The sequence below is a fragment of the Streptomyces sp. YPW6 genome, assembly GCF_018866325.1.
GTDB lineage: Bacteria > Actinomycetota > Actinomycetes > Streptomycetales > Streptomycetaceae > Streptomyces.
Window position 1 is genome coordinate 6,655,520 of sequence record NZ_CP076457.1, and the last position, 19,883, is coordinate 6,675,402.

Sequence of the window (19,883 nt, forward strand, 5' to 3'; positions counted from 1 at the left end):
GTCGATGGCGCGGTGCGGGGGCGACCGCGCGCCAAGCAGCGGTGGTCACGGGGGTGGGGAGGCCGCCGCGGCGGTCTCGGCGACACCCGCGGTCCTTCGAGCGTGGCACCGGGGCGCGGCCCCGTCCACAGGTCGCGCGCGGGCGGCCGCCCCCGTGGACCGCGCTCCGGGCCCGGCCCGGCTGACACCCGGCGGCGGGTGCCCGTCCGGTGGAAGGGGCCGGCCGTGACTACGATGGGCCAGCCGGTGGCCGAAGGGGCCGCCCGGCGAACCGAACCCTCGGGAAGGCCATGCTGAACAAGTACGCGCGTGCATTCTTCACGCGTGTCCTCACACCGTTCGCCGCTCTGCTGCTCCGCCTCGGGGTCAGCCCCGACGCGGTCACTCTCATCGGCACGGCCGGAGTGATGGCAGGTGCGCTGGTCTTTTTCCCGATGGGGGAGTTCTTCTGGGGCACCATCGTCATCACGATCTTCGTCTTCTCCGACCTCGTCGACGGCAACATGGCGCGGCAGGCCGGGATCTCCAGCCGGTGGGGCGCGTTCCTCGACTCGACGCTGGACCGGGTCGCCGACGGGGCGATCTTCGCGGGCTTCGCCCTCTGGTACGCGGGCAGCGGGGACGACACCGTCCTCTGCGCCGTCGCGATCTTCTGCCTGGCCAGCGGCCAGGTGGTCTCCTACACGAAGGCGCGCGGCGAGTCGATCGGGCTGCCGGTCGCGGTCAACGGCCTCGTGGAGCGCGCCGAGCGCCTGGTGATCTCGCTGGTCGCCGCCGGTCTCGCCGGGCTGCACGCGTTCGGTGTCCCCGGCATCGACGTCCTGCTCCCGATCGCGCTGTGGATCGTCGCGGCCGGCAGCCTCGTCACGCTGATCCAGCGGGTGGTGACCGTACGCCGCGAATCGGCGGAGGCGGACGCCGCCGAGGCGGCTGCCGCGGGACCGGCCGCTTCGGGACCGGCCGCTTCGGGACCGGCCGCTTCGGGACCGGCCGCCGCGGGACCGGCCGCCTCGGATGCCGCGGGCTCCGCCGGGCGGGGGAGCGAGGCGGACCGGTGAGCACGCTCAAGGGCCGGCTCACCGACGGGCTGTACGGACTGGGCTGGAGCGCGGTCAAGACGCTGCCCGAGCCCGCCGCCGCCCGCCTCTTCCGGACCATCGCCGACCAGGCGTGGAAGCGGCGCGGCAAGAGCGTGCTGCGCTTGGAGTCCAACCTCGCGCGGGTCGTCCCCGACGCCGGCCCGGCGCGGCTGGCCGAGCTCTCGCGGGCCGGGATGCGCTCCTACATGCGCTACTGGATGGAGTCGTTCCGGCTGCCGACCTGGAGCCCGGAGCGGATCAGGGCGAGCATCGACGTCAAGGACGCCCACCTGCTGACGGAGGGCCTGGACGCCGGGAACGGCGTGATCCTCGCCCTGCCCCACCTGGGCAACTGGGACCTCGCGGGCGCCTGGGTCACCACCGACCTCAAGGTCCCCTTCACCACCGTCGCCGAACGGCTGGAGCCCGCCACCCTCTACGACCGGTTCGTCGCCTACCGCGAGGGTCTCGGCATGGAGGTCCTGCCGCACAGCGGCGGGGCCGCCTTCGGGACCCTGGCCCGGCGGCTGCGCGCGGGCGGCCTGGTCTGCCTGGTCGCGGACCGGGACCTGTCCGCCTCCGGCGTCGAGGTGTCGTTCTTCGGCGCCACCGCCCGGATGCCCGCGGGCCCGGCGCTGCTCGCCCAGCAGACGGGAGCGCTGCTGCTGCCGGTCACCCTCTGGTACGACGGCACGCCGGTCATGGGCGCCCGTGTCCACCCGGCGGTCGAGGTGCCCGGGGAGGGCACCCGTACCGAGAAGACCTCCGCGATGACGCAGGCACTGGCCGACGCCTTCGCCGGCGGGATCGCCGAGCACCCGGAGGACTGGCACATGCTCCAGCGCCTCTGGCTGGACGACCTGGATCCCCGGAAGGAACCCACGTGAAGATCGGCATCGTCTGCCCGTACTCCTGGGACGTACCGGGCGGCGTGCAGTTCCACATCCGGGACCTCGCCGAACACCTGATCCGGCTCGGCCACGAGGTCTCCGTGCTGGCCCCCGCCGACGACGAGACCCCGCTCCCGCCGTACGTGGTCTCGGCGGGCCGGGCCGTCCCGGTCCCGTACAACGGCTCCGTCGCCCGGCTGAACTTCGGCTTCCTGTCGGCGGCCCGCGTGCGGCGCTGGCTGCACGACGGCACGTTCGACGTGATCCACATCCACGAGCCGACCTCCCCCTCGCTGGGCCTGCTGGCCTGCTGGGCGGCGCAGGGGCCGATCGTGGCCACCTTCCACACCTCCAACCCGCGCTCCCGGGCGATGATCGCGGCGTATCCGATCCTCCAGCCCGCGCTGGAGAAGATCAGCGCCCGGATCGCGGTCAGCGAGTACGCCCGGCGCACCCTGGTCGAGCACCTGGGCGGGGACGCCGTCGTCATCCCCAACGGCGTCGACGTCGGCTTCTTCGCCGAGGCCGAGCCGAAGGCCGAGTGGCAGGGCCAGACGCTCGGCTTCATCGGCCGCATCGACGAACCCCGCAAGGGCCTGCCCGTCCTGATGAAGGCGCTGCCCGCGATCCTCGCGGCCCGCCCCGGGGCGCGGCTCCTGGTCGCCGGGCGCGGCGACGAGGAGGAGGCGGTGGCCACGCTGCCGGAGGAACTGCGTGGGCGCGTCGAGTTCCTCGGCATGGTCAGCGACGAGGACAAGGCCCGGCTGCTGCGCAGCGTCGACGTCTACGTGGCCCCGAACACCGGCGGCGAGAGCTTCGGGATCATCCTGGTCGAGGCGCTGTCGGCCGGGGCTCCGGTCCTCGCGAGCGACCTGGACGCCTTCGCGCAGGTGCTGGACCACGGCACGGCGGGCGACCTGTTCGCCAACGAGGACGCCGACGCGCTGGCCGACGCCGCGATCCGGCTGCTGGGCGACCCGGAACGCCGGAAGGGGCTGCGCGAGCGCGGCGAGGCCCATGTTCGGCGCTTCGACTGGGCGACCGTGGGGGCCGACATCCTCGCGGTGTACGAGACGGTGACCGACGGGGCCGCGTCCGTCGCCGCCGACGAACGCTCCGGACTGCGGGCCCGGTTCGGCCTCGCACGGGACTGACCGCCCCGCGGCCCGCGGCGGCACGGACCGGGCTCCGGTACGCGGCCCCGGGGCCTTTGGTGAAGCGGGCCCCGCGCGACGGTAGCGTGTGGGCCCGTGACCGTAACCCTCATCGTCTGGATCGTCGTCGCGCTCATCGCGATCGGCGTGTACCTCAGCTGGACCGCCGGCCGGCTCGACCGCCTGCACTCCCGGATCGACGCCGCCCGCGCCGCCCTCGACGCCCAACTGCTGCGGCGCGCCTCGGTCACCCAGGAGCTGGCCACCTCCGGTGTCCTGGACCCGGCCGCCTCGATCGTCCTGTACGAGGCCGCGCACGCCGCCCGGCAGGCCGAGGAGGACCACCGCGAGGTCGCCGAGAGCGAACTCAGCACCGCCCTGCGCGCCGTCTTCGGCGAACCGGCCCAGGTCGACGCGGTGAAGGAGATCCCCGGCGGCGAGGACGCGGCCACCGAACTGGCCGCCGCCGTACGCCGCGTACCCATGGCCCGCCGCTTCCACAACGACGCCGTGCGCGCCGCCCGCGCCCTGCGCCGGCACCGCACCGTCCGGCTCCTCCGGCTGGCCGGGCACGCCCCGTTCCCGCTCGCCTTCGAGATGGACGACGCCCCGCCGGTGGCCCTCGCGGACCGGCCCGGCACCTGAGCCGGGGAGCGGCCGGGGGAGGAGATCCCAGGCCAAAACGATCCACGGCCTGGTCATTGGCCCTTGCTGTGGCCTGCTCCCACAGCGTTTGCTCGGCGATGCAGCATCCAGCGTCTTTCACCGAGTGAGGTCCCGTGTCCACGCTTCCCAGCACCCCGCAGTCCGCCGAGTCCCCCGCCACCGGCACCGCCCGCGTCAAGCGCGGCATGGCCGAGCAGCTCAAGGGCGGCGTGATCATGGACGTCGTCGACGCCGAGCAGGCGAAGATCGCCGAGGACGCGGGCGCCGTGGCCGTCATGGCCCTGGAGCGGGTCCCCGCCGACATCCGCAAGGACGGCGGTGTGGCCCGGATGTCCGACCCCAACATGATCGAGGAGATCATCGGGGCCGTCTCCATCCCGGTCATGGCCAAGTCCCGCATCGGCCACTTCGTCGAGGCCCAGGTCCTCCAGTCCCTCGGCGTCGACTACATCGACGAGTCCGAGGTCCTCACCCCGGCCGACGAGATCAACCACAGCGACAAGTTCGCCTTCACCACCCCCTTCGTCTGCGGCGCCACCAACCTGGGCGAGGCCCTGCGCCGCATCGCCGAGGGCGCGGCCATGATCCGCTCGAAGGGCGAGGCCGGCACCGGCAACGTCGTCGAGGCCGTCCGCCACCTGCGCCAGATCAAGAACGAGATCGCGCGTCTGCGCGGCTTCGACAACAACGAGCTGTACGCCGCCGCCAAGGACCTCCGCGCCCCCTACGAGCTGGTCAAGGAGGTCGCCGAGCTCGGCAAGCTGCCCGTGGTCCTGTTCTCCGCCGGCGGCGTCGCCACTCCGGCCGACGCCGCGCTGATGCGCCAGCTCGGCGCCGAGGGCGTCTTCGTCGGCTCCGGCATCTTCAAGTCCGGCGACCCGGCAAAGCGCGCCGCCGCCATCGTGAAGGCCACCACCTTCTACGACGACCCGAAGGTCGTCGCGGACGCCTCCCGCAACCTGGGCGAGGCCATGGTCGGCATCAACTGCGACACCCTGCCCGAGTCCGAGCGCTACGCCAACCGCGGCTGGTAACCACTGATGAGTGACACCCCTGTGATCGGCGTCCTGGCGCTCCAGGGCGACGTACGGGAGCACCTGATCGCCCTGGCCTCGGCGGACGCCCTGGCCAGGCCGGTCCGGCGCCCCGAGGAGCTGGCGGAGGTCGACGGCCTGGTCATCCCCGGCGGCGAGTCCACCACCATGTCCAAACTGGCGGTCCTCTTCGGCGTGATGGAGCCGCTGCGCGAGCGGGTGGCGGCCGGGATGCCGGTCTACGGCACCTGCGCGGGCATGATCATGCTGGCCGAGAAGATCCTGGACCCGCGCTCGGGCCAGGAGACCGTCGGCGGCATCGACATGATCGTGCGGCGCAACGCCTTCGGCCGGCAGAACGAGTCCTTCGAGGCCGCGGTCGAGGTCGCCGGGATCGGCGGCGGCCCCGTGGAGGGCGTGTTCATCCGCGCCCCCTGGGTGGAGTCCGTCGGCGCCGGGGCCGAGATCGTCGCCGAGCACGGCGGCCACATCGTGGCCGTACGCCAGGGAAACGCCCTCGCCACGTCGTTCCATCCCGAACTGACCGGCGATCACCGCGTGCACGCTCTGTTCGTGGACATGGTGCGCGCAGTGAAGTGAGCGGACCCCGGTAGGATCTCTCGGGTTCGACTCGATTTTGGTGACGCGAAGGAGAAGGCAGATGTCCGGCCACTCTAAATGGGCTACGACGAAGCACAAGAAGGCCGTGATCGACGCCAAGCGCGGCAAGCTCTTCGCGAAGCTGATCAAGAACATCGAGGTCGCGGCCCGCTCCGGCGGCGTCGACCCCGATGGCAACCCCACGCTCGTCGACGCCATCCAGAAGGCGAAGAAGAGCTCCGTCCCGAACAAGAACATCGAGTCCGCCGTCAAGCGCGGCGGCGGTCTCGAGGCGGGCGGCACCGACTACGAGACGATCATGTACGAGGGTTACGGCCCCAACGGCGTCGCGGTGCTCATCGAGTGCCTCACCGACAACCGCAACCGTGCCGCGTCCGACGTACGGGTCGCGATGACCCGCAACGGCGGTTCGATGGCCGACCCGGGCTCCGTCTCGTACCTGTTCAACCGCAAGGGCGTCGTGATCCTGCCCAAGGGCGAGCTGACCGAGGACGACGTCCTCGGCGCGGTCCTCGACGCGGGCGCCGAGGAGGTCAACGACCTCGGTGAGACCTTCGAGGTGGTCAGCGAGGCCACCGACATGGTCGCGGTGCGCACCGCCCTCCAGGAGGCGGGCATCGACTACGACTCCGCCGAGGCCAACTTCCTGCCGACCATGCAGGTCGAGCTGGACGAAGAGGGCGCCCGCAAGATCTTCAAACTCATCGACGCGCTGGAGGACAGCGACGACGTGCAGAACGTCTTCGCCAACTTCGACGTGTCCGACGAGGTCATGGAGAAGGTCGACGCCTGAGGCGCGGCCGGCGCAGCACGGTACGACGGGCCGACGGGGACACCCCGTCGGCCCGTCGTCATGTGGTTGCGCGGCTTTGTCAGTGCGAGCCGATAGCCTGCGGGAACAGGTGAACGAGTGGGCGTCGTGAGCGGCGAGGACAGGGGGGGCTTCATGCGGGTTCTGGGTGTCGACCCGGGACTGACCCGGTGCGGTGTCGGCGTGGTCGAGGGAGTCGCGGGCCGCCCGCTGACCATGCTCGGCGTCGGCGTCGTGCGCACCCCCTCCGACGCGGAGCTGGGCGACCGGCTCGTCGCCGTGGAGCGGGGCATCGAAGCCTGGCTCGACGAGTACGCCCCCGGTTACGTGGCGGTGGAGCGGGTCTTCGCCCAGCACAACGTCCGTACGGTGATGGGCACCGCCCAGGCCAGCGCCGTCGCCATGCTCTGCGCCGCCCGCCGGGGCATCCCGGTCGCCCTGCACACGCCCAGCGAGGTCAAGGCCGCCGTCACCGGATCGGGCCGCGCTGACAAGGCGCAGATCGGCGCCATGGTGACCCGCCTGCTCCGGCTGGACGCCCCGCCCAGGCCCGCCGACGCCGCCGACGCCCTGGCCCTCGCTATCTGCCACATCTGGCGGGCGCCCGCGCAGAACCGGCTCCAGCAGGCGGTGGCGGCCCACCGCACGTCCGGCTCACCCGGGGCCCCGGGCGCCTCCCGCACACCCGGCGCCCCGCGCACGCCGGGTGTCTCCCGCACGCCCCGGACATCCGGGCCCGGCTCACCCGACACCACCCCAGGCGCGACCGGAACCCCCCGTACGACAGGCGCGACCGGCACCCCCCGTACCCCCGGCACGCCCCGCCCGCTGAAAGGCCGCACCGCATGATCGCCTTCGTCTCCGGCCCGGTGGCCGCCCTCGCCCCGACCACGGCCGTCATCGAGGTCGGCGGCATCGGCATGGCCCTCCAGTGCACCCCCCACACCCTCGCCGACCTGCGCGTCGGCAAGGAGGCCCGGCTCGCCACCTCCCTCGTCGTCCGGGAGGACTCCCTCACGCTGTACGGCTTCCGGGACGACGACGAGCGGCAGGTGTTCGAGCTGCTCCAGACCGCCAGCGGAGTCGGACCCCGGCTCGCCCAGGCGATGCTCGCCACCCACAGCCCCGACGCCCTCCGCCTCGCGGTCTCCACCGGTGACGAGAAGGCCCTGACCGCCGTCTCCGGCATCGGGAAGAAGGGCGCCCAGAAGCTGCTGCTGGAGCTCAAGGACCGGCTGGGCGAACCGGCCGGCGCGCACATCCGCCAGCAGGGCGTCGGCACCCCCCACACCGCCGGCTGGCGCGACCAGCTCCAGGCCGCCCTGATCGGCCTCGGCTACGCGACCCGCGAGGCCGACGAAGCCGTCGACGCCGTCGCCCCGCAGGCCGAGGCCGCCGTCGCCGAAGGCACCACGCCCCACGTTCCCCAGCTGCTGCGGGCCGCCCTGCAGACTCTCAACCGCGCACGCTGACCGGCACCGAACCACCGAAGAGGCCCTTGATGAACTGGGACGAGACCGGACCCGAGACCGACCAGGCGACCGGCCCGGTCTTCGACGACCGGCTGGTCGACGCGGACGCCGACGGCGAGGACACCGCGGTCGAGGCGGCGCTGCGCCCCAAGGACCTGGAGGAGTTCGTCGGGCAGGAGAAGGTCCGCGAGCAGCTCGACCTGGTCCTCAAGGCGGCCCGCGCCCGCGGCGCCACCGCCGACCACGTGCTGCTCTCCGGCGCCCCCGGACTCGGCAAGACCACCCTCTCGATGATCATCGCCGCCGAGATGAACGCCCCGATCCGCATCACCTCGGGCCCCGCCATCCAGCACGCCGGCGACCTCGCGGCGATCCTCTCCTCCCTCCAGGAGGGCGAGGTCCTCTTCCTCGACGAGATCCACCGCATGTCCCGGCCCGCCGAGGAGATGCTCTACATGGCGATGGAGGACTTCCGGGTCGACGTCATCGTCGGCAAGGGCCCCGGCGCCACCGCGATCCCGCTGGAGCTGCCCCCCTTCACCCTGGTCGGCGCCACCACCCGGGCCGGACTGCTGCCGCCCCCGCTGCGCGACCGCTTCGGCTTCACCGGGCACATGGAGTTCTACGCCCCCGCCGAGCTGGAGCGCGTCGTCCACCGCTCCGCCCGCCTGCTGGACGTCGGTATCGACGTGGAAGGCGCCGCCGAGATCGCCGGACGCTCCCGGGGCACCCCCCGTATCGCCAACCGGCTGCTGCGCCGCGTCCGCGACTACGCCCAGGTCAAGGCGGAGGGAGCGATCGACCGGGAGATCGCCGCGGCGGCCCTGAAGGTGTACGAGGTTGACGCCCGCGGACTCGATCGGCTGGACCGCGCCGTCCTCGGCGCCCTGCTGAAGCTGTTCGGCGGCGGCCCCGTGGGACTGTCCACCCTCGCGGTCGCCGTGGGGGAGGAGCGCGAGACCGTCGAGGAGGTCGCCGAGCCCTTCCTCGTACGGGAAGGACTGCTGGCCAGGACCCCGCGCGGCCGGGTCGCCACCCCCGCTGCCTGGGCCCATCTGGGACTCGTCCCGCCGCAGCACGGAGCAAAGGGACAACAGGGCCTGTTCGGGGCGTGATCCCTCACAGGTTCGCGCGGACAGGAACCCGGGTGCCATGCTGGGCGTTGTTCCATCGATGCGGACTCATCTAGACTCCGCCGATGCCGCCCTAACCGGTCGGTGTACCCACCCCCGTATATAGAGGCCGCATTCCAGTCGCGGTCGTGCGAAGGAATTCCCGTCCCGTGGATCTCATCACTCTCCTCCCCTTCATCGTGCTCATCGGGGCCATGTTCCTGATGACCCGCTCCGCCAAGAAGAAGCAGGCGGCGGCGGCCCAGATGCGCAACGACATGCAGCCCGGTACCGGCGTCCGCACGATCGGGGGCATGTACGCGACCGTGAAGGAAGTCCACGACGACACCGTGCTCCTCGAAGTCGCCCCCGGCGTGCACGCCGTCTACGCGAAGAACGCCATCGGCGCCGTCCTGGACGACGCGGAGTACAACCGCATCGTGCACGGCGACGACCCGGAGCTGGACGCGGACGGCACCGTCGTGCCCGACGACGCCTCCTCGCTGACCGGTGACGCCGACGCCGAGGTCGCCAAGATCGACCTGGGCAAGGACGACGCGGCCGACGACGCAGGCACCGAGGACGCGGCGGCCAAGGACGTCAAGGACACCAAGGACGCCAAGGGCGAGGGCAAGACCGACGGCGACGCCGACTCCAAGTAGTTCACACGATCCCGGGGACGTCGCGCGCCCACCGGCGCGGGGCGTCCCCGGGACCGTGCGGTCGTCTGCGGGGGCAGGGTCCCCACTACACTTCGTGGCCGCTCGGGCGCGTACCCGGCGCGGGGCGGTTGGACAGGGAGAAACGAGAAGGTGGCAGCACCCAAGAAGGGCCGAGGGCCGTCCAGCGGTCAGGGCAGGCCGGGGCGTTCCCTGGCGCTGATCCTCATCGTCATGGTCGCGCTCGCCGGCGGGATGTTCCTGTCCGGGCACACCACACCCCGGCTGGGCATCGACCTGGCCGGCGGCACGTCGATCACGCTGGAAGCGCAGAACCAGCCCGGCAAGCCGGACGCGATCAACAAGACCAACATGAACACCGCGGTCGGCATCATCGAGCGGCGGGTCAACGGTCTGGGCGTCTCCGAGGCCGAGGTCCAGACCCAGGGCGACCGCAACATCATCGTCAACATCCCCAAGGGGACGAACTCCAAGCAGGCCCAGGAGCAGGTCGGCACCACCGCCCAGCTCTACTTCCGGCCGGTGCTGACGGTGCAGGCGAGCGGCCCCGGGACGCCGGAGCCCTCCGACTCCGCCACCCCCTCCGCCTCCGCCACGCCGAAGCCCGGTGAGTCCGCCCAGGGCGAGGACGGGGCGACGGGCGAGGACAAGCCCCAGGGCGAGGAGGCCACCGGCTCGGAGGCCACCCCCTCGGCGAGCGCCACCACCCAGGGCCGCGCGGTCACCGGCGGCCTGAAGAAGGACGACCCGACCCCCAGCGCCTCCGATGAGCCGAAGGCGTCGGAGTCCCCCGAGGCGTCGCCCTCCGCGGACCCGGCCACGGCCAAGCTCCAGGAGGAGTTCGCCAAGCTCGACTGCACCGACCCCAAGCAGCGGACCGAGGCCGGCAAGGACGCCAAGCCCACCGACTCGATCGTCGCCTGCGGCTCGAACGTTCCGGGCAGCTACGAGAAGTACATCCTCGGCCCCGCCGAGGTCTCCGGCAAGGACGTCGACGAGGCCAAGGCCGCCATCGACCAGCGCACCGGTCAGTGGATCGTGTCGATGGAGTTCACCTCCGCCGGCGCCAAGAAGTTCCAGACGATCACCGGCCGGCTCGCCCAGCAGCAGCCGCCGATGAACCAGTTCGGTATCGTCCTGGACGGCGAGGTCGTCTCCGCTCCCTCGGTGAGTCAGGCGCTCAGCAAGAACGCCCAGATCTCGGGCAGCTTCGACCAGCAGTCGGCCGAGGACCTCGGCAACATCCTCTCCTACGGCGCCCTGCCGCTGACCTTCAAGGAGGTCAGTGTCACCACGGTGACCGCCGCGCTCGGCGGCGAGCAGCTCCAGGCGGGCCTGATCGCCGGTGCGATCGGTCTGGCGCTGGTCATCATCTACCTGGTCGTCTACTACCGGGGCCTCGCGTTCATCGCGCTGCTGAGCCTGCTGGTCTCCGGCATCCTGACGTACACGATCATGTCCTTGCTGGGCCCGGCCATCGGCTTCGCGCTGAACCTCCCGGCGGTCTGCGGCGCCATCGTCGCCATCGGCATCACGGCGGACTCCTTCATCGTCTACTTCGAACGCGTGAGAGACGAGATCCGCGAGGGACGCACGCTGCGACCGGCCATCGAGCGCGCCTGGCCGCGTGCCCGCCGCACCATCCTGGTCTCCGACTTCGTGTCGTTCCTGGCCGCCGCGGTGCTCTTCATCGTCACCGTCGGCAAGGTGCAGGGCTTCGCCTTCACGCTCGGCCTCACCACGCTGCTCGACGTCGTCGTGGTGTTCCTCTTCACCAAGCCCCTGATGACGCTCATGGGCCGGACGAAGTTCTTCTCCAAGGGCGGCCCGTGGTCCGGACTGGACCCGAAGCGGCTCGGCGCCCAGCCGCCGCTGCGCCGCTCGCGCCGTGTCAACGCCCCCACCGAACCGAAGGAGGCGTGAGATGTCGCGACTCGGCAATCTCGGCGCCCGGCTCTACCGCGGCGAGGTCGGCTACGACTTCATCCGCAACCGCAAGATCTGGTACGGCGTCTCGATCCTGATCACCATCACGGCCATCATCGGCGTGGCGGTCGGCGGCCTGCGCATGGGCATCGAGTTCCAGGGCGGCGCGGTCTTCACGACCGACACCAAGGCCCAGATCTCCACCGCCCAGGCCACGGACGTGGCGACCGAGGCGTCCGGGCACCAGGCCATCGTCCAGGAGCTCGGCAACGGCGGTCTGCGCATCCAGATCACCGAGGTCGACACCGCGAAGGCCAACGAGATCAAGGAGACCCTCTCCGACGAGCTCGGCATCCCCGCCAACGACATCAACGCGGACCTGGTCGGCCCCAGCTGGGGTGAGCAGATCGCCAACAAGGCGTGGACCGGCCTCGGGGTGTTCATGGTCCTGGTGGTGATCTATCTGGCCATCGCCTTCGAGTGGCGGATGGCCGTCGCCGCCCTCATCGCGCTGATCCACGACATCACCATCACGGTCGGCGTCTACGCCCTCGTCGGCTTCGAGGTCACCCCGGGCACGGTGATCGGTCTGCTGACCATTCTCGGTTACTCCCTGTACGACACGGTGGTCGTCTTCGACAGCCTCAAGGAGGGCCAGAAGGACATCACCAAGCAGACCCGCTACACGTACAGCGAGATCGCCAACCGGTCGATCAACAGCACCCTGGTCCGCTCCATCAACACCACCGTGGTGGCGCTGCTCCCGGTGGCCGGTCTGCTGTTCATCGGCGGCGGCGTCCTCGGCGCGGGCATGCTGAACGACATCTCGCTGTCGCTGTTCGTCGGTCTCGCCGCCGGCGCCTACTCCTCGATCTTCATCGCCACGCCGCTCGTCGCCGACCTCAAGGAACGCGACCCGCAGATGAAGGCGCTGAAGAAGCGGGTCCTGGCCAAGCGGGCCGCCGCGGCCGCCAAGGGCGATTCCCCCGACGACGGCCCCGAGGACCGGCGCGACGACGCCGAGACCGCCGGCACCGCGATCGGCCGCCCCCGGTCGCACCGCACCCCCGGGAAGCGCTGAGCGATGACGAGCACCACCGAATCCATCAGGGAGCTGCTGCTCAGCCGGATCCGCGATGTCGCGGACTATCCGAAGCCGGGCGTGGTGTTCAAGGACATCACCCCGCTGCTCGCGGACCCGGTCGCCTTCACGGCCCTCACCGACGTCCTCGCGGAGCTGTGCGTACGGCACGGAGCCACGAAGATCGTCGGCCTGGAGGCACGCGGCTTCATCCTGGCCGCGCCCGTCGCGGTCCGGGCGGGCATCGGCTTCGTCCCGGTCCGCAAGGCCGGAAAGCTCCCCGGAGCCACGCTGAGCCAGACCTACGAGCTGGAGTACGGCAGCGCGGAGATCGAGATCCACGCCGAGGACCTCGACGCCGAGGACCGCGTCATGGTCATCGACGACGTCCTCGCCACCGGCGGCACCGCCGAGGCCTCGCTGGACCTCATCCGGCGTGCAGGCGCCCAGGTCGCGGGCGTCGCGGTCCTCATGGAGCTCGGCTTCCTCGCGGGCCGCGCCCGCCTGGAGCCGGGCCTCGCCGGCGCCCCACTGGAGGCTCTGATCTCGCTCTGACGACCGTCCGTGATCACAGTGGCTGACGTCAGTTCTCCGGCCACTGCCTGAAGACGCCGAGCGTGAGTCATAGCAGGCGCAACGTAGCGAGGAAGAAGAGGGCTGCGGGTCATGGACCCGCAGCCCTCTTCTGTGTTCTCCGCCCTGCTGAGCTGCTGCTTTCTCTCCTTGGAGGCAGGTGGTCCACTTTTGTCTCAAGTGTGCGTTCGGTTGGCTTGGATGTTGCTGGTGGGAACAAAGTGAGGGTTGTTGACTCTGGGGTGACCACCCCCGCAAGGGGGTTTAGCTATACCCGAGGGAACGATTCATGAAGATCTCGCACAAGCTCGCCACGGGGGCCGTGGCTCTCATGTCCGCTGCGGCGCTGTCGGGCGCGACCGCCCCGGCGATCGCGGCTCCGCAGACCAAGGCTCCTCAGAGCGCGGCGCCGACGGTCACGGAAACGACGATCGGGCTCGCGGCGTCCTGCCCCAGCAAGTGGAAGAAGGCCGGCGGGCTTCCGGGCAAGTGGAGCACCGCCAAGGACCAGTGCTCCATCTTCGGACGCCCGGGGTACAAGGCGGTGTACCAGTGGAGCGCCACCCGCGGGAAGCCGTGCATTCAGGTTCTCGGCTTCGACAGCAAGGGCCGGGACAAGTGGCACAACGCCGGCTGCGGCAAGACGGGCGCCATCAAGGTGCCGTGGGGCAACGTGGCCGCGAACAAGATGATCAAGATCAAGGGCGCCTCGCTCCTCGAATGGCGATAGGACCCCACCCGCCGTCCCGGTGACCTGACGAAGACGAGTCGGCTGTCTCAGGGACCGCACGTCGTGCGGCGGACGATATACAAGGGCGGGCACCGGATCTGTTCCGGTGCCCGCTTTCCCGTCCCCCATCCCCCGTCCCCGGACGAGGTCCCGCCGGGGGATCGATACCATGGGCTCTCCGGGTACCCCGGATCCGCACGAGGAGCGCTCTTGCCAGACGAGGCCCAGTCAGCCGCCGCCCCGCAGCCCGACAAGCCCGTGGCGGCCCCCGCCACGCCCGAGAAGGCTGCGCCCTCGAACGCGCCGGAGCCCGCGCCCGCCGAGCCGGCCGCCGATCCCGCGCGCCCCGGGCGGCGAAGGCCGCCACTCCTCCGGTGAAGCCCGCCGCCCCGAGGCCCCGCCGAAGCCGGCCGGGACGACGGGCCCCGCGCAGCCGCCGGCCAGGAAGCCGGCCCCGCCGCGCCAAGCCCCCGGCCCCCGGGCCCCCCGCGAAGGCCGGGGCCGCGGCCGGATCCGCCTCCCGCTCCGGCGGCTCCTCCAACCGCGTGCGGGCCCGTCTCGCCCGGCTGGGCGTACAGCGCTCCAGCCCGTACAACCCGGTCCTGGAACCGCTGCTGCGGACGGTCCGGGGCAACGACCCGAAGATCGAGACGGCCACGCTCCGCCAGATCGAGAAGGCCTACCAGGTCGCCGAGCGCTGGCACCGGGGCCAGAAGCGCAAGAGCGGCGACCCCTACATCACCCACCCGCTGGCCGTCACCACGATCCTCGCCGAGCTCGGCATGGACCCGGCGACCCTGATGGCCGGCCTGCTGCACGACACCGTCGAGGACACCGAGTACGGTCTGGACACCCTCAAGCGGGACTTCGGCGACCAGGTCGCCCTGCTCGTCGACGGCGTCACCAAGCTGGACAAGGTCAAGTTCGGCGAGGCCGCCCAGGCCGAGACCGTGCGCAAGATGGTCGTCGCCATGGCCAAGGACCCCCGGGTCCTCGTCATCAAGCTCGCGGACCGCCTGCACAACATGCGCACCATGCGCTATCTCAAGCGGGAGAAGCAGGAGAAGAAGGCCCGCGAGACGCTGGAGATCTACGCCCCGCTGGCGCACCGGCTGGGCATGAACACCATCAAGTGGGAGCTGGAGGACCTCGCGTTCGCGATCCTCTACCCCAAGATGTACGACGAGATCGTCCGCCTCGTCGCCGAGCGGGCCCCCAAGCGCGACGAGTACCTGGCCATAGTGACCGACGAGGTCCAGGCCGACCTGCGCGCCGCCCGCATCAAGGCCACCGTCACCGGCCGCCCCAAGCACTACTACAGCGTCTACCAGAAGATGATCGTGCGGGGCCGCGACTTCGCCGAGATCTACGACCTGGTGGGCATCCGCGTCCTCGTCGACACCGTCCGCGACTGCTACGCGGCGCTCGGCACCGTCCACGCCCGGTGGAACCCGGTCCCGGGGCGGTTCAAGGACTACATCGCGATGCCCAAGTTCAACATGTACCAGTCGCTGCACACCACGGTGATCGGCCCCAGCGGCAAGCCCGTCGAGCTCCAGATCCGTACGTTCGACATGCACCGCCGCGCCGAGTACGGCATCGCCGCCCACTGGAAGTACAAGCAGGAGGCCGTGGCGGGCGCCTCCAAGGTCCGCACCGACGTCCCCAAGAACACCGGCCGCGGCCAGGACACCGTCAACGACATGGCGTGGCTGCGGCAGCTCCTGGACTGGCAGAAGGAGACCGAGGACCCCGGCGAGTTCCTGGAGTCCCTGCGCTTCGACCTGTCGCGCAACGAGGTCTTCGTCTTCACGCCGAAGGGCGACGTGATAGCGCTGCCGGCCGGCGCGACCCCCGTCGACTTCGCGTACGCCGTCCACACCGAGGTCGGCCACCGGACCATAGGAGCACGCGTCAACGGGCGGCTCGTCCCGCTCGAATCGACGCTCGACAACGGCGACCTGGTCGAGGTCTTCACCTCCAAGGCGGCCGGCGCCGGACCCTCCCGGGACTGGCTCGGCTTCGTCAAGTCGCCGCGCGCCCGCAACAAGATCCGCGCCTGGTTCTCCAAGGAGCGCCGCGACGAGGCCATCGAGCAGGGCAAGGACGCCATCGCGCGGGCCATGCGCAAGCAGAACCTGCCGATCCAGCGCATCCTGACCGGCGACTCCCTGGTCACCCTCGCCCACGAGATGCGCTACCCCGACATCTCCTCGCTGTACGCGGCGATCGGCGAGGGGCATGTCGCGGCGGCGGGCGTCGTCCAGAAGCTGGTGCAGGCCCTCGGCGGCCACGACGAGGCCAACGAGGACATCGCCGAGTCCACCCCGCCCTCGCACGGCGGCCGCAGCAAGCGCCGCGCCAACGCGGACCCCGGCGTCGTCGTCAAGGGCGTCGAGGACGTCTGGGTCAAGCTCGCCCGCTGCTGCACGCCCGTCCCCGGCGACCCGATCATCGGCTTCGTCACCCGGGGCAGCGGCGTCTCCGTGCACCGCGCGGACTGCGTCAACGTGGAGTCGCTGTCGCAGCAGCCCGAGCGGATCCTCGACGTCGAGTGGGCGCCCACCCAGTCCTCGGTCTTCCTGGTCGCCATCCAGGTCGAGGCGCTGGACCGTTCCCGGCTGCTCTCCGACGTCACCCGGATCCTCTCCGACCAGCACGTCAACATCCTGTCGGCGGCCGTCCAGACGTCCCGCGACCGGGTGGCCACCTCGCGCTTCACCTTCGAGATGGGCGACCCCAAGCACCTGGGGCACGTCCTGAAGGCCGTACGCGGGGTGGAGGGCGTCTACGACGTCTACCGGGTCACCTCCGCCCGCAGGCCCTGAGCGCCCCCGGGACCGATGCCGTGGCGTGACCGCTCCGAGGTCACGCCACGGCCTGTCGTCCCCTACGGCCACCGCGTGCCGATTGCCGGCGATTGACCCATGATTTCGCCCGGGGAATGCACCCCGGTGCAGGTCGCTTCCGCGCCTACGGTCCTTCCATGACCACGTTCCAGGTGCCTGAGCGCATGAACTTCGCCGCCGTATCCCCCCAGGTCTTCAAGGCCGTCCTCGCCCTCGACGCCGCCGCCCGCGAAGGGCTCGACCCCGTCCTGCTGGAACTGGTGCAGATCCGCGCCTCGCAGCTCAACCGCTGCGCCTACTGCATCGATTACCACACCGCTGACGCCCGCAGGGCCGGGGAGACCGAGGAGCGGATGCACCAGCTCTCCGCGTGGGAGGAGTCGAGCCTGTACACCGGGAAGGAGCGGGCCGCTCTCGCCCTGACCGAAGCCGTCACCCTGCTGCCCGGGGGAGTGCCGGACCCGGTGTACGAGGCGGCCGCGCGGCACTTCGAGGAGAAGGAACTCGCCCAGCTCATCGCCCTCGTCCTCACCGTCAACGCCTGGAACCGGATGAACGTCACCACCCGCAAGACGCCCGGTACCCCGTGACCACCGTCGGGACCGGGGCGGCCGCGGACACCGTCCGCTCGCCCGTCCGGGGCTGGCTCGCCGTCCTGGCGGTGACCCTGGGGATCTTCTCCCTGATGACCTCCGAGCTGCTCCCCGTGGGCCTGCTCACCCCCGTCGGCCGGGCCCTCGACATCTCCGAGGGCACCGCCGGGCTCATGGTGACGGTGCCCGGCCTGGTCGCCGCGGTCTCGGCACCCCTGGTCACCGTGGCGGCCGGGCACATCGACCGCCGTATCGTCCTGGTGGTCCTGATCGGTCTGATGGGCGCGGCCAATCTGGCCTCCGCCTTCGCCACCAGCTTCACGGTGGTCCTCGTCGCCCGCTTCCTGATCGGTGTCAGTGTCGGCGGCTTCTGGTCCATCGCCGGCGGCATCGCCCTGCGGCTGGTGCCCGCCAGGCACGTCGCCCGGGCCACCGCCGTGATCTTCGGCGGGGTGGAGACCGCCTCCGTCCTGGGGGTGCCCGGCGGAACGCTCATCGGCGATCTCGGCGGATGGCGCACCGCGTTCGCCGCCGTGGGCATCCTGGGGCTGGTCTCCCTGGCCTGCATGCTCTTCCTCATGCCCGGGGTCCCGGCCGGGCGGACCGTCACCTTTCCGGCCCTGCCGCAGGTCTTCCGGGGCAACGCCGGTGTCCGGGTGGGGATCGCCCTCACCTTCCTGGTCATCACCGGCCACTTCCTCGCCTACACCTTCGTCCGGCCGGTCCTCCAGGGCGACGGAGTGGCCGAGAGTTCGATCAGCGTGCTGCTGCTGACGTTCGGCGTCGCCGGAATCTGCGGCAACTTCATCGCCGGAGCCCTCGTCACCCGCCATCTCCGGCGCTGCGTCACGGGCATCTCGGCGGTCCTCACGACGGCCATGGTCCTCCTCGCGCTCGCGGGCAGCGGTGCCTTCTCCGCCGGGGCGGTCCTGGTCCTGTGGGGGCTGGGCTACGGGGCGGTGCCGGTCACCCTCCAGACCTGGATCCTCGACGCGGCGCCGGACGCCACCGAGGCGGCCACCTCGCTGTACGTCTCGGCGTTCAACCTGTCCATCGCCCTGGGCGCGCTCCTCGGCGGCTTCGCCGTCGACGGCATCGGAACCACGAGCGTGCTGTGGACCGGCGCCGCCCTGACCGTGCTGGCGCTGTCCGTCGCGGGCGCGGCCCGCCGCACGCGGGACCATCCCGCCCCGTGACCGCGCACACGGGTGGGCCCCGGTACGCGTCGCGTACCGGGGCCCACCCGCTACCGGGCTCGACGTGCTGCTTGCTCAGCCGCCGAACTCCTCCAGACCCTTCAGCGCCTGGTCCAGCAGCGCCTGGCGGCCCTCCAGCTCCTTGGCCAGCTTGTCCGCGCGGGCGTTGTTGCCCTGCGCCCGCGCGGTGTCGATCTGGCCCCGCAGCTTGTCCACGGCGGCCTGGAGCTGACCGGTCAGACCGGCGGCACGGGCCCGCGCCTCCGGGTTCGTCCGGCGCCACTCGGACTCCTCCGACTCCAGCAGCGCGCGCTCCACGGCCTGCATCCGGCCCTCCACCTTCGGCCGGGCGTCACGCGGCACGTGACCGATGGCCTCCCAGCGCTCGTTGATGGACCGGAACGCGGCGCGGGCCGCCTTCAGGTCCTTCACCGGCACCAGCTTCTCGGCCTCGGCGGCGAGCTCCTCCTTGAGCTTGAGGTTCTCGCCCTGCTCGGCGTCCCGCTCCGCGAAGACCTCGCTGCGGGCGGCGAAGAAGATGTCCTGGGCACCGCGGAAACGGTTCCACAGGTCGTCCTCGGCGTCGCGCTGGGCGCGGCCCGCCGCCTTCCACTCGGTCATCAGGTCGCGGTAGCGCGCCGCCGTGCCGGCCCAGTCCGTGGAACCGGACAGCGACTCCGCCTCGGTGACCAGCTTCTCCTTGGTCTTGCGGGCCTCCTCGCGCTGGGCGTCCAGCGCGGCGAAGTGGGCCTTGCGCCGCTTGGAGAACGCCGAGCGGGCGTGCGAGAAGCGGTGCCACAGCTCGTCGTCCGACTTGCGGTCGAGGCGGGGGAGACCCTTCCAGGTGTCCACCAGTGCCCGCAGCCGCTCGCCGGCCGACCGCCACTGCTCGCTCCGCGCCAGCTCCTCGGCCTCGGCGACCAGCGCCTCCTTGGCCTGCTTGGCCTCGTCGGTCTGCTTGGCCTTCTGCGCCTTGCGCTCCTCGCGCCGCGCCTCGACCGTCGCGACGAGCGCGTCCAGCCGCTTGCGCAGCGCGTCCAGGTCGCCCACGGCGTGGTGCTCGTCGACCTGCTGCCGCAGATGGCCGATGGCCGTCGTCGCGTCCTTGGCCGACAGATCGGTGGTCTTCACTCGTCGTTCGAGGAGGCCGATCTCGACCACCATGCCGTCGTACTTGCGCTCGAAATAGGCCAGAGCCTCCTCGGGGGAACCGGCCTGCCACGATCCGACGACCTGCTCGCCCTCGGCTGTACGCACGTACACGGTGCCCGTCTCGTCGACGCGGCCCCACGGGTCGCTGCTCACAGCGCCTCCTCCACCTGATGCCTGCGAGGGGGTTCGCCCCCGGGCATCGTCCACAGTTTCCTGGGGCGGGCATCGCCCGCCCTGCACAACGCCAATCTAGGCGACCGGCCG

At 71.4% G+C, this 19,883-nt stretch carries 18 protein-coding genes and 1 pseudogene; 18 read left to right on the forward strand and 1 reads right to left on the reverse strand.

Going from position 1 to position 19,883, the window contains the following annotated elements:
* Positions 1–290 precede the first annotated feature (290 nt).
* From pgsA to KME66_RS29335, 18 genes and pseudogenes are all read left to right on the forward strand, one after another.
* Positions 291–1,058, forward strand: a complete 768-nt coding sequence (gene pgsA / locus KME66_RS29250; protein WP_216327741.1) for a phosphatidylinositol phosphate synthase — start codon at positions 291–293, stop codon at positions 1,056–1,058.
* Complete coding sequence (locus KME66_RS29255; protein WP_073222396.1) at positions 1,055–1,966, forward strand: phosphatidylinositol mannoside acyltransferase; 912 nt, start codon at positions 1,055–1,057, stop codon at positions 1,964–1,966. The genes pgsA and KME66_RS29255 overlap by 4 nt, the downstream gene beginning before the upstream one ends.
* Positions 1,963–3,123 carry a glycosyltransferase family 4 protein gene (locus tag KME66_RS29260; protein ID WP_216327744.1) on the forward strand — a complete coding sequence of 387 codons (1,161 nt, stop codon included), beginning with the start codon at positions 1,963–1,965 and terminating at the stop codon, positions 3,121–3,123. Before KME66_RS29255 ends, KME66_RS29260 begins: the two co-directional genes overlap by 4 nt.
* Before the next feature lie 96 nt (positions 3,124–3,219).
* Complete coding sequence (locus tag KME66_RS29265) at positions 3,220–3,768, forward strand: hypothetical protein (protein WP_030800034.1); 549 nt, start codon at positions 3,220–3,222, stop codon at positions 3,766–3,768.
* Between the two features lie 134 nt (positions 3,769–3,902).
* A complete protein-coding gene (gene pdxS / locus KME66_RS29270) occupies positions 3,903–4,823 on the forward strand; it encodes a pyridoxal 5'-phosphate synthase lyase subunit PdxS (RefSeq protein WP_073222401.1) in 921 nt (306 codons plus the stop codon).
* Positions 4,824–4,829: 6 nt separating this feature from the next.
* Positions 4,830–5,423 (forward strand): pyridoxal 5'-phosphate synthase glutaminase subunit PdxT, encoded by a 594-nt coding sequence (gene pdxT / locus KME66_RS29275; protein ID WP_073222403.1) that lies wholly within the window; start codon positions 4,830–4,832, stop codon positions 5,421–5,423.
* A 61-nt stretch (positions 5,424–5,484) separates the two neighbouring features.
* Complete coding sequence (locus tag KME66_RS29280) at positions 5,485–6,237, forward strand: YebC/PmpR family DNA-binding transcriptional regulator (protein ID WP_073222405.1); 753 nt, start codon at positions 5,485–5,487, stop codon at positions 6,235–6,237.
* Positions 6,238–6,390: 153 nt separating this feature from the next.
* Positions 6,391–6,978: pseudogene (gene ruvC / locus KME66_RS29285) on the forward strand (crossover junction endodeoxyribonuclease RuvC); the annotation flags it as partial.
* Positions 6,979–7,100: 122 nt separating this feature from the next.
* On the forward strand, positions 7,101–7,727 hold the full coding sequence (gene ruvA / locus KME66_RS29290; RefSeq protein ID WP_216327750.1) for a Holliday junction branch migration protein RuvA: 627 nt from the start codon (positions 7,101–7,103) through the stop codon (positions 7,725–7,727).
* Between the two features lie 29 nt (positions 7,728–7,756).
* Positions 7,757–8,842, forward strand: a complete 1,086-nt coding sequence (ruvB, locus tag KME66_RS29295) for a Holliday junction branch migration DNA helicase RuvB (RefSeq protein WP_216327753.1) — start codon at positions 7,757–7,759, stop codon at positions 8,840–8,842.
* 167 nt (positions 8,843–9,009) lie between these two features.
* Positions 9,010–9,501: a preprotein translocase subunit YajC gene (yajC, locus tag KME66_RS29300; RefSeq protein WP_073222415.1), complete on the forward strand. Its 492-nt coding sequence runs from the start codon at positions 9,010–9,012 to the stop codon at positions 9,499–9,501.
* Between the two features lie 150 nt (positions 9,502–9,651).
* Positions 9,652–11,442, forward strand: a complete 1,791-nt coding sequence (gene secD / locus KME66_RS29305) for a protein translocase subunit SecD (protein WP_216327758.1) — start codon at positions 9,652–9,654, stop codon at positions 11,440–11,442.
* A gap of 1 nt (position 11,443) precedes the next feature.
* A complete protein-coding gene (secF, locus tag KME66_RS29310) occupies positions 11,444–12,526 on the forward strand; it encodes a protein translocase subunit SecF (RefSeq protein ID WP_073222420.1) in 1,083 nt (360 codons plus the stop codon).
* 3 nt (positions 12,527–12,529) lie between these two features.
* The gene (locus tag KME66_RS29315) at positions 12,530–13,081 is read left to right on the forward strand and encodes an adenine phosphoribosyltransferase (protein ID WP_216327761.1); all 552 of its coding nucleotides are present in this window, start codon (positions 12,530–12,532) and stop codon (positions 13,079–13,081) included.
* A gap of 307 nt (positions 13,082–13,388) precedes the next feature.
* Positions 13,389–13,829, forward strand: a complete 441-nt coding sequence (locus tag KME66_RS29320) for a hypothetical protein (protein ID WP_216327764.1) — start codon at positions 13,389–13,391, stop codon at positions 13,827–13,829.
* A gap of 545 nt (positions 13,830–14,374) precedes the next feature.
* Positions 14,375–16,657, forward strand: a complete 2,283-nt coding sequence (locus KME66_RS29325) for a bifunctional (p)ppGpp synthetase/guanosine-3',5'-bis(diphosphate) 3'-pyrophosphohydrolase (protein WP_216327767.1) — start codon at positions 14,375–14,377, stop codon at positions 16,655–16,657.
* A gap of 158 nt (positions 16,658–16,815) precedes the next feature.
* The gene (locus KME66_RS29330) at positions 16,816–17,268 is read left to right on the forward strand and encodes a carboxymuconolactone decarboxylase family protein (RefSeq protein WP_253208503.1); all 453 of its coding nucleotides are present in this window, start codon (positions 16,816–16,818) and stop codon (positions 17,266–17,268) included.
* Positions 17,265–18,467, forward strand: a complete 1,203-nt coding sequence (locus tag KME66_RS29335) for an MFS transporter (RefSeq protein WP_216327770.1) — start codon at positions 17,265–17,267, stop codon at positions 18,465–18,467. Before KME66_RS29330 ends, KME66_RS29335 begins: the two co-directional genes overlap by 4 nt.
* Before the next feature lie 75 nt (positions 18,468–18,542).
* On the opposite strand, the gene KME66_RS29340 is transcribed toward KME66_RS29335, so the two are convergent.
* Positions 18,543–19,772: a DUF349 domain-containing protein gene (locus KME66_RS29340; protein ID WP_073222431.1), complete on the reverse strand. Its 1,230-nt coding sequence runs from the start codon at positions 19,770–19,772 to the stop codon at positions 18,543–18,545.
* Positions 19,773–19,883: the final 111 nt, after the last annotated feature.